Origin of the sequence: Rhodophyticola porphyridii (assembly GCF_003688285.1) — a bacterium.
Taxonomy (GTDB): domain Bacteria; phylum Pseudomonadota; class Alphaproteobacteria; order Rhodobacterales; family Rhodobacteraceae; genus Rhodophyticola; species Rhodophyticola porphyridii.
Map to the genome: position 1 here is coordinate 286495 of NZ_RCNT01000004.1, position 14488 is coordinate 300982.

A 14488-nucleotide genomic window follows, 5' to 3' on the forward strand; every position below is an offset into this window, starting at 1 on the left:
TATTGAGACGATTCGCCAAGAGGAGACTGCCCATGGACCGCCCGATCACCCGCACCGCACCCCCTTACCCAAAAATTCGCTTTCCGGGTTTTCTGTCGCTGATGCTCAAGGCACTTCTCCGCGCGGCGGATCACCGCCGACAGGCCCGCGCCTTCGACCGGGCGATGACCGATCCCCATCTGGCCCGCGATATCGGCCTGCCGGAGGCTTCGGGTGCCCCGGCAAGCCCCGATCCGCTCGCCAGAATAGGAGAGCTTCGCTGACCGCCGGACAGGCGCGCCTCTCCCCAAGTCATTACCCACGCGCCGGCGGGACACCGGCAAACGCGCACACCCGGTCCGCGCGGAACCCGGCAGCAAGACAAAAGGAAGGCGTGGTGGGTGATGAGAGATTTGAACTCCCGACATCTTCGATGTGAACGAAGCGCTCTACCACTGAGCTAATCACCCGTAGGGCGGGCTTTTAGCCATCCTCGCCCGGGTCCGCAAGACCTTCCGGCGACGACTGATGCCGCTTGATCCGGGTGATCAGAACATCGCCGTTCCTCGCCGGATTGCGGCGTTTGACATTGACCTTTCCAAGGGGCGGCACGACCAAATCCTTGCCGCTGTCGAGCGCCTTGCCAAGCTCTTCAAGGACCAGTTCCACCACGATCCGCAAATCGCTCCGCTTCATCGCGGAGCGGGCCGCGACCGCCGCAAGCAGATCGCCGCGCTTGAACTTCTCGCTGCCTGTCCCTCCGGCGCCGGTTTCCGCACCGGCCTCCTCCGCGACCGGCTCGGCCTCAGGGGGCGCTTCGGCCACGGCAGTGGCGTCTGCCGCTGCCCCCGCCGCACCCCGCGTCGCGTTGTACGCCACATTATGCGCAGGGGGCTCGGCCTCCGTCTCCGCCGCGGGGACAGCCGCGGCTGCGGGGCCCTTCGGTGCGGATCTTGCGGTTTTCGTGCGCCGCCGCCCTGCGGGTGTGGACTTGCGTGGCTTGCTGCTCGTGGCCATGAGCTGGCCCCCTGTTCATTGTTGCAACTCAGGAAACAGCCTAGCGGTCCTTTGCACAGCCGTCAAAAGAACAACCGGGACAATCCCTGAACCCATGGCGCCACTTGCGGCTGTCCTCTCCCGGTGACGGCAAGCCCGGCTTCCCCTGCGCAAACCCCTATCCCGGGTGCTTCGACACGGCCCGGGACACGGCGCCGCGCGCCTGCGGGGCAAAGAAAAAAGCGTGCCGGGAAGACCGGGCACGCTTTTCGCAGTCACATATCCGTCGCGGTGGTCAATGCGCCACGGTCGCACCGCCGCCCGGGCTTTCCAGCGCGGCCTTGGCCGCGGCGGCTTCCTCGGCCGCCTCATCCCATTCCACGGGCTCCGGCTGCTCGATCAGCGCGTGACGCAGGACCTCGGTCACATGGCCAACAGGGATGATCTCCAGCCCCGCCTTCACGTTATCCGGGATCTCGGGCAGGTCCTTCGCATTCTCCGCCGGGATCAGAACGGTCTTGATCCCGCCCCGCAGCGCGGCGAGCAGCTTTTCCTTCAGCCCGCCGATGGGCAGGACATTGCCGCGCAGCGTCACCTCGCCAGTCATCGCGATATCCTTGCGAACCGGGATCTGGGTCAGCACCGACACGATGGAGGTCACCATCGCCACGCCGGCGCTCGGCCCGTCCTTGGGCGTGGCCCCCTCGGGCACGTGGACATGGATGTCGAGCTTGTCGAATTTCGGCGGTTTCACCCCGATGCTCGGGCTGATCGACCGCACGAAGGACGACGCCGCATCGATGGATTCCTTCATCACATCGCCCAGCGTGCCGGTTGTCTTCATCCGGCCCTTGCCCGGCAGGCGCAGTGCCTCGATCGACAGAAGATCACCGCCCACCGATGTCCAGGCCAGCCCGGTGACCACACCGATCTGGTGGTCCTCCTCGGCCAGTCCGAACTTGTAGCGGCGCACGCCCAGCATGTCTTCCAGCTTGTCCGGCGTCACGGTCACGCTCTTCGCGGCGCCGCGCACGATGGTGGTCACCGCCTTGCGTGCCAGCTTGGCGATCTCGCGCTCAAGGTTCCGCACACCCGCTTCCCGGGTGTAGTAGCGGATCACATCGGTCAGCGCCGCGTCGGTCAACTCGAACTCGTCCTTTTTCAGACCGTGGTTCTTGACCTGCTTGGCCACCAGATGCTGTTTCGCGATCTCGCGCTTCTCGTCCTCGGTATAGCCCGCCAGCGGAATGATCTCCATCCGGTCCAGCAGCGGCCCCGGCATGTTGTAGGAGTTGGCCGTGGTCAGGAACATCACGTTCGAGAGGTCGTACTCCACCTCCAGATAGTGATCGACGAAGGTCGAGTTCTGTTCCGGGTCCAGCACCTCCAGCATGGCGCTGGCCGGGTCGCCCCGGAAATCCTGACCCATCTTGTCGATCTCATCGAGCAGGATAAGCGGGTTCGTGGTTTTCGCCTTCTTCAGCGCCTGGATGATCTTGCCCGGCATGGAGCCGATATAGGTCCGGCGGTGTCCACGGATTTCGCTTTCATCGCGTACGCCGCCCAGCGAGATGCGGATGAACTCGCGCCCCGTGGCCTTGGCGACCGATTTGCCGAGGCTGGTCTTGCCCACGCCCGGCGGCCCGACCAGACACAGGATCGGCCCTTTCAGCTTTTTCGAACGCTGCTGCACGGCGAGATACTCGACGATGCGTTCCTTGACCTTTTCAAGACCGTAATGATCGTCATCGAGGATCTTCTCCGCCCGGCCCAGATCCTTCTTCACGCGGGATTTCACGCCCCACGGGATCGACAGCATCCAGTCGAGGTAATTGCGCACCACGGTCGCCTCGGCGCTCATCGGGCTCATGCTCTTGAGCTTCTTGATCTCGCCTTCGGCTTTCTCGCGCGCCTCCTTGGACAGCTTGGTCTTGGCCACCCGCTCTTCCAGCTCGGCCACTTCGCCCGCGCCATCCTCGCCATCGCCCAGCTCCCGCTGGATCGCCTTCATCTGTTCGTTGAGGTAATATTCCCGCTGCGTGCGCTCCATCTGGCTCTTCACACGGGTCTTGATCTTCTTTTCCACCTGCAGCACGGACATTTCGCCCTGCATCAGGCCAAACACCTTCTCCATCCGCTCGCCCACATCGAGCGTTTCCAGAAGTTCCTGCTTCCGGCTCACCTCGATGCCCAGATGGCCCGACACCAGATCGGCCAGCTTGGCGGGGTCCTGCGTTTCCGCAACCGAACTCAGCGCCTCTTCGGGGATGTTCTTCTTGACCTTCGCATAGCGTTCGAACTCCTCGCCCACCGTGCGCAGCAGCGCCGAGACGGTCGCCTCGTCACCGGGGCTTTCGGCAAGCGGCGTCACGCGCGCCTCGAAAAACTCGGGATTGTCGACGAAACCGGCGATCCGCACCCGCGCGCGCCCCTCGACCAGTACCTTTACGGTGCCGTCGGGCAGCTTCAGCAGTTGCAGCACATTGGCCAGCACACCAATTTCATAGATCCCGTCAGCGCTCGGGTCGTCGACACCGGGGTCGATCTGCGCCGACAGCAGGATCTGCTTGTCATCCGCCATCACCTCTTCCAGCGCGCGCACCGATTTTTCCCGGCCCACGAAAAGCGGCACCATCATATGCGGGAACACCACGATATCGCGCAGCGGCAGGACGGGATATGTCGTCTGATTATCTGGCATCTTGCCTTCCTTGTTCTTGGCAAGAGGGCACGGGACCCTGACTTGGCAGCAATCCTCCTGGCCCTCTCCGGATCAGAAGGTCTTAATCTGGGGCACCCGGTGGGCAAATTCAAGCACATCCGGGGCGCGATACTTAATGCAACCTGCACAGCCATGGAGGCTGGCACAAGGCAAGATTTGCCTTCTCCACCTGGAATAACCGCAAAATGTGGCGGTTTGCGGGGCATCGGGACGGCCTGACCGGGGCGCGGCGGAAGCCGCCCGCGACGGGCCCGCCGCGATTTCCGCGGCCTCCGACCATCCCGGTATGCGGCCATGGAGCGCGCCGACCGCCACGCCTTTCGAATTGCCGAAGGCGTCTTCCCCGAAATGCAGCGCTATTCATTCGGCAATTGTTAATTTCCCGAAACTCTATAGCGTGAGATTACCCGGTATCGTCATTCCCATGAAAGGGCCCCGAATATGCGTGGTAATCGCCGTCTGTCCGATATTTCCGATATCATCGAAAAACATCAGCTCTCCACCGCGCCGCCACCGGCGGATTCTCTGTTCTGGAAAATGTGGAACGGGGTGCAGGATGTGGCAACCGATACGCTTGCCCTCCCCTATCTTCAGGGGATCAACGCCGGCACGCTCGATCCCAATCAATATGGCGGCTACAACGTGGCCGATGCCTATTACTGTTTCGAAGGCGCCGACGCCTATCAGACCGCGGTATCCAAGACCACGCCCAACACGCCGCTGAATGCCTTCCTGAGCAAGAAACTGGCCGGATATCAAAGATATAATGCCACGTTTCCAGATACTTGGCATGTCTCCTCCGCCGCCTCCGTCACGCCGCCGCAGGTCACGAAGGATTACGCCGAATACGAAGGCAACGTGGCGGCCCAGCTCGATCCGATCTATTGCCTGATCGTCATGATCCCGTGCGAATATCTCTGGGCATGGCTTGCCGGCCAGATGAACCCGCCGCAGCCCACGAATGTGTATGGCGAATGGATCACCGAAAACAACGATCCCTCTGGCGCTTATGCCATGGGCAATTTCCTCGACAGCTACATGACCCAGAATCCGGGCGTCGTGGATCCGCCCTATGCGCAGCTGATTTACGGTTTCGCCCAGATTTACGAGTATCAGAATTTCGCCGCCGCGACGGGAACCCAACCCAATGACGCGGCGCATTACGGGATCGGCAAGCCGGCCATTCCGCCCAGCTAGAGCGGCTCGATATCGCCCTGGGCGCGGAGCGCGTGGAAATCCGCCTCCCATGCCTCGAACCTGTCCGCGGCGATCGCGCCGCGGATCCCGGCCATAAGCTCCTGATAGTAATGCAAGTTGTGCCATGTCAGCAGCATCGAGCTTATGATCTCGCCTGCCCGGAACACGTAATGCAGATAGGCGCGGCTGTACTGCGAGCAGGCCGGGCAGCTGCAGGCCTCGTCCAGCGGCCTCGGATCGTCGGCATGGCGTGCGTTCTTGATGTTCACGACCCCGCGCCGGGTAAAGGCCTGCCCCGTCCGCCCGGAGCGGGACGGCAGGACGCAGTCCATCATGTCGATCCCGCGTTTCACCGCGCCCACGATATCGTCCGGCTTGCCGACCCCCATCAGATAGCGGGGCCTGTCCTCGGGCAGCATGCCGGTCGCGAAGTCGAGACAGTCGAACATCGCCTCCTGCCCCTCGCCCACGGCCAGACCGCCCACCGCGTAGCCGTCGAACCCGATGCGTTTCAGCGCCTCGGCGCTCTCCTCGCGCAGATCCCGCTCAAGGCCGCCCTGCTGAATGCCGAACAGCGCATGGCCGGGCCGGTCGCCGAACGCGTCGCGCGACCGCACCGCCCAGCGCATCGACATCCGCATGCTCTCCGCGATCCGGGTGCGATCCGCGGGCAGGGCCGGGCATTCGTCGAAACACATCACGATATCCGAGCCCAGAAGCGTCTGGATCTCGATCGACCGTTCCGGGCTCAACATATGTTTCGACCCGTCGATATGCGATTTGAAGCGGACGCCCTCTTCGGTCAGCTTGCGCAGATCGGCCAGACTCATCACCTGAAATCCGCCGCTGTCGGTCAGGATCGGCCGCTCCCAGTTCATGAACCGGTGCAGGCCACCCAGCGCCGCGATCCGCTCCGCCCCCGGGCGCAGCATGAGATGATAGGTATTGCCCAGAATGATATCAGCTCCGGTCGCGCGCACGGACTCCGGCATCATCGCCTTGACCGTCGCCGCGGTGCCCAGCGGCATGAAGGCGGGTGTGCGGATCTTGCCGCGCGGGGTGGACATCTCGCCGACGCGCGCGTCGCCGCTGGTTGCACTCACGGAGAAGGTAAATCGATCAGACATCCGGTCCCGATACGCCCAAGCTCGCGACTTGCCAAGACCGGTTTGCACCGGTGGCCGATCCCGGCCATGGCGTGGGGCGGCGCGAATTGATATACTATTGATATACCCCGGGCCTCCGCGAGGGCGGTCAACACACCCTTTACGGGCCCGGTTCCAATCCTTATATCTTCTGTCAAGAATAGCGCAGTGAAGGTCGCCCCATGCCCCAGACCCAAGAGCATCTTGAAGGTACGCCGCTGATCAGGCCGTCAAGCACCGATCACCCGCTCTACGACAGCGTGGTGGAGGCATGCCGATCCGTCTATGACCCTGAAATTCCGGTGAATATCTACGATCTCGGTCTGGTTTACACGGTCGATATCGGGGCCGAGAACGATGTCGAGATCATCATGACGCTCACCGCGCCCGGCTGCCCCGTGGCCGGCGAGATGCCCGGCTGGGTGGCCGATGCCATCGAGCCGCTCGACGGGGTCAAGACCGTCAATGTGCAACTCACCTGGGAACCGCCCTGGGGTATGGACATGATGAGCGACGAAGCCCGGCTCGAACTCGGGTTCATGTAGTTAAAACAACCGCTTACGCAGTACGGCCCAGAGGCGCGAGACCCTTCGCGGCCGCAACTCCATTTGCATTTTTGCAAATGCCATCTGTTCTTTGCGATATTCCGTCAGGCACTGATCTTCGATATAAACGGGTCTGACAATGGGCATCATCATAGCCTCCTCGTCTTGAGTTACGAGACAGATCTATGCTGCCGCTGCATGCCCAGGCAGGCTCCAAAACCGCGACTGGATTTGCAAAAATGAACACACAGCCTCATTGGGACGATTACGCCTATTTTGCGGCCGTGGCCCGATCGGGCGGCATCGCGCGCGCAGCCGAAAGCTGCGGCGTCAGCACCGCCACGCTCAGCCGCCGGATGCGCGCGTTCGAGGCCCGGCTGGGCCGCCGTCTGTTCCTGCACGGCACCTCCGGCTATACGCTGACCGCCGAGGGCCGGGCGCTATGGGAAAAGACCAGAAAGATGGAGGCGGCGGCGGCCGATGTTTCAAGATGGTCCAAGAAAACAAAGGGTTCCGTGCCGGTCCGCATCTCCGCCGGCACATGGACCGCGCTCCATATCTCTGAACGGTTGAGCGATATCTGGACGCCCGATGACATCTGGCTGCCCGAGTTCATTCATTGCGAGCTGCCCATGGATATCGCCCGGCGCGAGATCGATATCGGCATCCGCAACCGCCGCCCCGAACAGCCATGGCTGGCCGGGCAACGGGTCGGCACCACCGAATTCGCGATCTATGGCGCCAGTGAATCGGTAACAGGCTGGATCGGCCCCTCCTTCGACGCCGCCGCGACCCGCTCGGCCCAATGGGTCGAGTCGAATTACGGCGCGCAGATCGTAACCCGCTCGAATCTCCCGATTTTCTCCTATCAGATGGCCCGGGCCGGGGTGGGCCGCGTGGTCCTGCCCCTGCCCGTCGGCGACGGCGCGCCCGGGCTCATGCGCCTTTCCGAGCCGATCGAGGAGCTTCGCATGGAACGCTGGCTGGTCAGCCATCACGAAGGCCGGTTCGAGCCGCCGGTGCGGGCCGCGCTGACCGCGCTTGCGGCCTTTTTCACATCCGCGCCCGCGACACTTGAGGAAACGGCTCCGGTCGCCTAGATTGTACCCGTAACGCGAAGGAGCAGGACCATGTTCGGCATCCCCGGAAAACAGGCGGTCAGCATGACCCCCGCAGCCTCGAAACAGATCGCCAAGCTGATGACACGCGATAACCATCAGGGTTTGCGCATCGGTGTGAAAAAGGGCGGCTGCGCCGGTATGGAATACACCATGGATTACGTCACCGAGGTCGATCCTCATGACGAAGTGGTGGAACAGGATGGTGCCCGTGTGATGATCGCGCCCATGGCGCAGATGTTCCTCTTCGGGACCGAGATCGACTACGAGGTGTCGCTTCTCGAATCCGGCTTCAAATTCCGCAATCCCAACGTCACCGACGCCTGCGGCTGTGGCGAGTCGATCAAATTCGACGAGGCGCTCGGCAAGACCGCATGAGCGTTTCCGATGCGGATATCGCCTTCGCATTGGAATTGTTCGACGATCTCGGCCCCCTGACCACGCGCAAGATGATGGGCGGGCTGTGCCTGTACCGCGATGGTACGATCTTCGCGGTCGTTCACGCGGACGGCTCCATCTGGATCAAGGGCGCAGGTGCGTTTCAGGATATGCTTGACGCCCGGGGCCTTACCCGCTGGACCGGCACCAGCAAGACCGGCAAGACCACCGCAATGCCCTATTGGAGGCTGCCCGATGCGATGCTGGACAATGCGGAGGCCGCGACCGGTCTTGCGCGCGAGGCGCTTGGCCATCTGTGATCCCGCAGTCTCCGTTTTTCCGGCCTGTCGGCCCAGCCCTCTGCCTGCGGGCGATAGCCCAAGAGCGTGCCGGCGGTTGTTGACGCCTCGCCCGCCTCTTGTCATCTCCTGTCTGACATCAAAAGGAACCCCATCATGACACGCCGCAAGCTTGCCGCCGGAAATTGGAAGATGAACGGGCTGAACGCCGATCTGACGGAACTGGAGGGGCTTCCATCCGTCAGCCGGGCCGAAGTGCTGATCTGCCCGCCCGCCACGCTGATCGAGCGGATGGCGCGGAAAACCTCCTCCGTCTCCGTGGGCGGTCAGGATTGCCACCCGGCCCGAAGCGGTGCGCATACCGGTGATGTTTCCGCCCGGATGCTGGCCGATGCCGGGGCGACCCATGTCATCCTCGGCCATTCCGAACGTCGTCAGGACCACGGAGAAACGGACGCGCTTGTCCGCAGCAAGATCAAGGCCGCCTGGAACGCGGATCTGCGCGCGATCCTGTGTATCGGAGAGACAGAAGGACAGTATAAGGCGGGCGAGACACTGGAAGTCCTGCGCGGTCAACTGGCCGGTTCCCTGCCAGATGGAACAAGCCCGGACAACCTGATCGTGGCCTATGAACCGGTCTGGGCGATCGGTACGGGGTTGGTGCCGACAATGGCCGAGATCAGGGATGTTCACGCCTTCCTTCGCGCCGAACTGACGGCCCGGTTCGGGGCCGATACCGGCGACGGTATCCGGCTTCTCTACGGGGGCTCGGTCAAACCGGGAAATGCAGCCGAGATTTTCGCCGTGCCGGATGTGGATGGCGCGCTTGTCGGGGGCGCATCCCTCAAGGCCGACGATTTCGGAGAGATTATCAAGGCGCTGGAGGCCGCGGCGGCGGCCTGACGCCCGGGCGCGTTCATTTCTTGCATCCCTCAGTATGCGCGCTAAAACAGTGCCCAAGTGGGTTGGACCGGGCGCATGAGGCACCCGGCCTTTCACATGGGGAGGATACAAAAAAATGACATTCACCAAACTGACCGCGCTGGCAATGACCACCGCATTGACCGCCTCCGTCGCCTATGCCGACGGGCATATCGACCGTACCGGCTGGCCCGAGAGCTTTACTGTCGGCACCGCGTCGCAGGGCGGCACCTATTTCGCCTATGGCTCCGGCTGGGCCAATCTGGTGGCCGAGGAGCTTGGCCTGTCCGGCGGCGGCGAAGTGACCGGCGGTCCGATGCAGAACATGGCGCTGGTCCATACCGGCGAGGCACAGTTCGGCATGACGACCATGGGCCCGGCGGCGGAGTCGCTTCAGGGCACCAACCCGATCGCGCCCGGTCTGCAGATGACCAACGCCTGCGCGATGTTCCCGATGTACCAGACGCCGTTCTCCGTAACCGCGCTGGCATCTTCGGGCATCAGCTCGATTTCCGACATTCCGGCAGGTGCCCGTATCGGATTCGGGCCCGCGGGTTCCACCTCCGACACCTATTTCCCGCGCATGATGGAAGAGCTTGGTGTCGAGTTCGAGCGCCGCAATGGCGGCTGGTCGGATCTGGGCGGACAGTTGCAGGATGGTCTTCTGGACGTGATCGCCTTTGCCGCGGGTGTGCCGGTGCCGGCGGTCAGCCAGCTTGAGGTACAGACCGATGTGAACATCATCGAGTTCACCGAAGAGGAGCAGGCCGCGATCATGGAGGCTTTCCCGGTCTCGGAGTTCATGATCGCGGCCGATACCTACACGACGCTTGAAGCCGACGCGCGGTCGGTTTCGATGTGGAACTTCGCCATCGCCAATTGCGAACTGCCCGACAGCTTCGTCTATTCCGTTGTCGACGTAGTGATGAGCGATAATGAGCGGATGATGAATATCCACCGCGCCGCCCGCTCCACCCTGCCCGAGAACTGGGACAAGAACAGCGTTATGATGTGGCATCCCGGCGCGGCGCAGTGGTTCACCGAAAACGCGGGCGCGGAGATCCCCGCGGACATGATCCACGGCGGCATGTAATCACGCCACCGCTGCTGAACGGACACGAAACAGGGCCGCCCGACAGGGCGGCCCTGTTCAATTTTCAATCCCGCGTCGTTACTGCGCCGGGACGTAGCGCTGCAAGGCCACACGGATCACGCCGGAATAGCTTTCCGAATACTGCGTCACACCCAACATATAGGTGCCGGGATTGACCTGCACGGTCAGCTGGCTGTTCAGCGAGTCGCCCGCGTCATCGTTGAAATCGATCATCCTGCCGACCCCGTCGAAAAGACGGATCACCGGATCGCTGTCGCTGATCTCGATCGCGTCGATCAGCACCAGACCGCCTGCGGGCACGCTGAAACTGAACCACACCGCATCGCTCCCGACGACCTGATCCATGACCAGGCTGGTCTGCAACACGCCCAGATCGGTGATCGGATAGCTGCCGCCAATGGGCGGGCTGGCCTCGCCGGTGGCGAACATCTCCTGCATCGCGGCCGCCGGATCGTAGCCCCGGACCGAGACGGTCACCGGCTGCGTGTCGTCGGACAGGGACCGCATCGCGATGCAGTAATTTCCCGCCGGCAGCGGGTCGGTGAAATCCACGCGGGAGTTCAGCCCGTCATAATCGTCGTTTTCCGCCAGAAGCGTGCCCTGTCCGTCATAGATGTAGATATACGGATCCGCAGATGGGTTTTCAGCCCGAATGCTCAGCGCCTGCGGCGCGGACAACGAGAAGCGGTAATACGGCGTGCCGGCGATGGAGTTCGTGGCCGTCACACCCTCGCCCAGCATCGCGTCGACCGCGCCTGCGCCAAGCGGCGTGGCCGGTGTATTGGGCAGGCAGGGGTCGATGCCCGCGAAATCGGCGATGCCGCCACCCCAGCCCGGGGTCAGCGCCTCGTGTTCGGCCCGGCCCACCCGCAGATCGGCGACCACGGCGCCGCCGCCGAAGGCGCGGGTCGACACGCAATAGGTACCCGGTTGCAGCGCGATGTCGCCGCGGGAGGCGAAATTGCCGCCGCTGTCGTCATCGGTCAGGATGATCGTGCCCGCCTCGTCGCGGATGTCGATGACCGTATCGCCCCCGGCGTTCGGGTTGGCCTCGATCCGGTACTCGCCCGCGCTGCTGACGGAAAACAGCGAAACGGTTTCTCCGCCCGGCGGCACCATCAGCCCGGTCTGGTCAATGAACGTGTCCGATGTGGAGATATCCGAGGCCTCGGGCGAGCCGCCGACCCATAACCCCTGGGCGCCGACGCCGCCGCAAAGCTCGGCGTTCTGCGCCATGGCGGGCAACGCCGACGCCGCGAGGATCGCGCCTGTCAAAAAGGTGCCAGTTCTGAAATTCATGTCTCGTCCTCTTCACTTCTGAAAGGCGGCGTGCACGCGCCCGACGCTACAAAGACTAGCCCGCCCGCTCCGCCGCTGGCCAGTGGAATACGCCGCCATCTTTCCCCTTTTTTCGGGCGCTCTCCGGGTCGATCTTCCACGGCGCTGTCGAAACTGTTTGTTGCAATGCCCCGCGCAGCAAGACAAAAAGGCGGGCACGGGTGTTCCGATGCACAATCGCAGGGGCCCCGTCGTCGATCAGGGGGGCTACACATGACCGAGACCAGCGCGCAGACCGAGGGCCCGGTTCTTGCCGAAGGCGTCGATGAAGAGCCGATCGAGCAGAACCGGCGGTTGTATCACGGCAAGGCCCATCTTCTGGTTGCCATACTGTCCACGGTCTATGCCGGGTTTCACATCGCCGCGTTGAACGGCCTGTCGATCGAGACGATGACCGGGCTCGACCTGCCGTTCCTGCCGCAATTCCCCATGGAAACCTGGAATTTCCGCATCGTACATATCGCGGGCGCTCTCGCGCTCGGGTTTCTGCTGTTTTCGGCCCGGATGTTCGGCGACGACACGAACCGCCGCGCCGGGCTGCCATCGCTGGCCGGGCTGGCGCTGCTGATCCCGGCCTTCATCGCCATGTTCACCACCTTTCAGTTCATCGCGCTGGTCAGTTCCGACACGCTTCCCGAAATGGGCGGATTGCCCACATGGCCAGCTTTCGAAGGCACCGATATCTACGCGCAGGAGGTCACGTGGTTCGGATTGCCGCTGTTGATCGCGACCTTCGGCGCGATCCTGCTGAGCTGGATCGAACGGCGCGACCGTGGCCAGTTCGCCACATCCGATATCGTGCTTGCGGTCTGCGCAGTCGTCGTGGCGCTTTATCTCGTGCCGGTCTATTCCACGGCGGCGCGCAATTCCGTGGGCACCCCCTTCGTGCCGATCGGCGTGGCCTTCGCGGCAACGGCGGGCGCCGCGCTGATCCTTGAGCTGACCCGCCGCGTCGCGGGTCTGGCGCTGGTCGTCATCACCGCCATCTTCCTGGTCTACACCTTCAGCGCGCATCTCCTACCCGGCATTCTTGCCGTCCAAAGCCCCTTCACGTGGCAACGCTTCTTCGGCTTCGTCTATACCGATGCGGGCATTCTGGGACCGACAACGGCGGTATCCTCGACCTACATCATCCTGTTCATCATCTTCGCGGCGTTCCTGCAGGCCTCCAAAGTGGGCGACTATTTCGTGAATTTCGCCTTCGCGGCTGCGGGCCGCGCACGGGGCGGCCCCGCCAAGGTGGCGATTTTCGCCTCGGGCCTCATGGGCATGATCAATGGCACTAGTGCGGGCAACGTGGTGGCAACGGGCTCGCTCACCATTCCGCTGATGAAAAAGGTCGGCTATCACAAGAAAACCGCAGGCGCGATCGAGGCTGCCGCCTCCACCGGCGGTCAGATCATGCCGCCGATCATGGGCGCGGGCGCCTTCATAATGGCCGAGATCACGGGCATTCCCTATCAGGAGATCGCGATTGCCGCGATCATCCCCGCCATCCTCTATTTCGTGTCGATCTATTTCATGGTGGATTTCGAAGCCGCGAAACTGGGCATGCGCGGCATGCGCGAGGATGAACTGCCCAAGTTCCGCGACATGGTGCGCCGTGTCTTTCTGTTCCTGCCGATCATCATTCTGATCGCGGCGCTCTTCATGGGCTATTCCGTGATCAGGGCCGGCACGCTGGCGACCGTCGCGGCCATCGTGGTCAGTTGGGCCGTACCGGAGCATTTCTCGATCAAAGGCAAAGGGGCCTGGTCCGTCCAGCGCGTGCTGGTTCTGGCCATCACCGCGCTTACAGTCCTCATGACCATCACCTGGTTCCTGACGCCGGCCGCCGAGCCGACTGTCGGGCCGTCGGAAACCGGGGCGCTCCTGCGCAGACTGGCCGAGATCACCGGCGTCGTCATCGCGGCGGGCTTCGTCTATATCTCGGTGCTGGAGTTCTCCAAGCCCGACAGCGTCGTCGGCCTTGCAGTCAGAGGGACGATCCGCGCGCTGGAACTCGCGGGCGTCATGTCGATCCAGATCATCGCCGTCTGCGCCTGCGCCGGCATCATCGTGGGCGTCATCAGCCTTACCGGGGTGGGCGCGCGGTTCTCCTCCGTGCTGCTCGATCTTGCCGGGGTCAGCCAGATCCTGGCGCTGTTCTTCGCCATGTGCATCGCGATCCTGCTTGGCATGGGCATGCCGACAACGGCGGCCTATGCGGTGGCCGCCTCGGTCGTGGCGCCCGGCTTGATCCAGCTTGGCATTCCTACGCTAACAGCGCATTTCTTCGTGTTCTATTTCGCCGTGGTTTCGGCCATCACGCCACCCGTGGCGCTGGCCAGTTACGCCGCCGCGGGGATATCCGGCGCCAATCCGATGGAAACCTCGGTCGCCTCCTTCAAGATCGGCATTGCCGCCTTCATCGTGCCGTTCATGTTCTTCTACAACTCCGCCATCCTGATGGACGGGACATCGCTCGAAGTGGTCCGCGCGGGGCTGACCGCCATATTCGGTGTGTTCCTGCTGTCGGCCGGGGTGCAGGGCTGGTTCCTCGGCGGGCGCACCGTCTGGTTCCTGCGCCTGGCCCTTGTTCTTGCCGCCCTCTTCATGATCGCTGGCGGATTGGTCACCGATCTGATCGGGGTCGCCATCACCGCCGCCATCTTCTTCATACAGCGGGTGGTGAAGCCGTCTCCCGATGCGACGATCTCGGTGCGCGGCGCCGACTGACCCTTGGCACGCGAACCC

The 14488-nt window shown here is 63.3% G+C and carries 13 protein-coding genes and 1 tRNA gene; 9 read left to right on the top strand and 5 right to left on the bottom strand.

Going from position 1 to position 14488, the window contains the following annotated elements:
* Positions 1 to 32 precede the first annotated feature (32 nt).
* The gene (locus D9R08_RS10190) at positions 33 to 263 is read left to right on the top strand and encodes a hypothetical protein (RefSeq protein WP_121897934.1); all 231 of its coding nucleotides are present in this window, start codon (positions 33 to 35) and stop codon (positions 261 to 263) included.
* A gap of 111 nt (positions 264 to 374) precedes the next feature.
* On the opposite strand, the gene D9R08_RS10195 is transcribed toward D9R08_RS10190, so the two are convergent.
* From D9R08_RS10195 to lon, 3 genes are all read right to left on the bottom strand, one after another.
* Positions 375 to 449 (bottom strand) — tRNA-Val (locus D9R08_RS10195).
* Positions 450 to 462: 13 nt separating this feature from the next.
* Positions 463 to 996 carry an HU family DNA-binding protein gene (locus D9R08_RS10200; protein ID WP_121897935.1) on the bottom strand — a complete coding sequence of 178 codons (534 nt, stop codon included), beginning with the start codon at positions 994 to 996 and terminating at the stop codon, positions 463 to 465.
* A gap of 274 nt (positions 997 to 1270) precedes the next feature.
* Positions 1271 to 3676 (bottom strand): endopeptidase La, encoded by a 2406-nt coding sequence (lon, locus tag D9R08_RS10205; protein ID WP_121897936.1) that lies wholly within the window; start codon positions 3674 to 3676, stop codon positions 1271 to 1273.
* 462 nt (positions 3677 to 4138) lie between these two features.
* Between lon and D9R08_RS10210 the strand changes: the two genes are divergently transcribed.
* Positions 4139 to 4894: a TenA family transcriptional regulator gene (locus tag D9R08_RS10210; protein ID WP_121897937.1), complete on the top strand. Its 756-nt coding sequence runs from the start codon at positions 4139 to 4141 to the stop codon at positions 4892 to 4894.
* Here the strand turns inward: D9R08_RS10210 and tgt are convergent.
* Entirely contained in the window at positions 4891 to 6021 is a 1131-nt protein-coding gene (gene tgt, locus D9R08_RS10215; RefSeq protein ID WP_121897938.1) for a tRNA guanosine(34) transglycosylase Tgt, read from the bottom strand. The two genes, D9R08_RS10210 and tgt, sit on opposite strands and share 4 nt — an antisense overlap.
* Positions 6022 to 6221: 200 nt before the next feature.
* Between tgt and D9R08_RS10220 the strand changes: the two genes are divergently transcribed.
* From D9R08_RS10220 to D9R08_RS10245, 6 genes are all read left to right on the top strand, one after another.
* Complete coding sequence (locus tag D9R08_RS10220) at positions 6222 to 6584, top strand: SUF system Fe-S cluster assembly protein (RefSeq protein ID WP_121897939.1); 363 nt, start codon at positions 6222 to 6224, stop codon at positions 6582 to 6584.
* Between the two features lie 239 nt (positions 6585 to 6823).
* Positions 6824 to 7684 (top strand): LysR family transcriptional regulator, encoded by an 861-nt coding sequence (locus D9R08_RS10225; RefSeq protein WP_158598973.1) that lies wholly within the window; start codon positions 6824 to 6826, stop codon positions 7682 to 7684.
* Positions 7685 to 7714: 30 nt separating this feature from the next.
* Positions 7715 to 8080, top strand: a complete 366-nt coding sequence (locus D9R08_RS10230; protein WP_121897941.1) for a HesB/IscA family protein — start codon at positions 7715 to 7717, stop codon at positions 8078 to 8080.
* A complete protein-coding gene (locus tag D9R08_RS10235) occupies positions 8077 to 8400 on the top strand; it encodes a TfoX/Sxy family protein (protein ID WP_121897942.1) in 324 nt (107 codons plus the stop codon). Before D9R08_RS10230 ends, D9R08_RS10235 begins: the two co-directional genes overlap by 4 nt.
* Before the next feature lie 135 nt (positions 8401 to 8535).
* Positions 8536 to 9282 (top strand): triose-phosphate isomerase, encoded by a 747-nt coding sequence (tpiA, locus tag D9R08_RS10240; protein ID WP_121897943.1) that lies wholly within the window; start codon positions 8536 to 8538, stop codon positions 9280 to 9282.
* Positions 9283 to 9397: 115 nt separating this feature from the next.
* Positions 9398 to 10393 carry a TAXI family TRAP transporter solute-binding subunit gene (locus D9R08_RS10245; RefSeq protein ID WP_121897944.1) on the top strand — a complete coding sequence of 332 codons (996 nt, stop codon included), beginning with the start codon at positions 9398 to 9400 and terminating at the stop codon, positions 10391 to 10393.
* Between the two features lie 78 nt (positions 10394 to 10471).
* On the opposite strand, the gene D9R08_RS10250 is transcribed toward D9R08_RS10245, so the two are convergent.
* Positions 10472 to 11713 (bottom strand): DVUA0089 family protein, encoded by a 1242-nt coding sequence (locus D9R08_RS10250; protein WP_121897945.1) that lies wholly within the window; start codon positions 11711 to 11713, stop codon positions 10472 to 10474.
* A 252-nt stretch (positions 11714 to 11965) separates the two neighbouring features.
* On the opposite strand from D9R08_RS10250, the gene D9R08_RS10255 reads away from it, so the two are divergent.
* Entirely contained in the window at positions 11966 to 14470 is a 2505-nt protein-coding gene (locus D9R08_RS10255) for a TRAP transporter permease (protein WP_121897946.1), read from the top strand.
* Positions 14471 to 14488 lie beyond the last annotated feature (18 nt).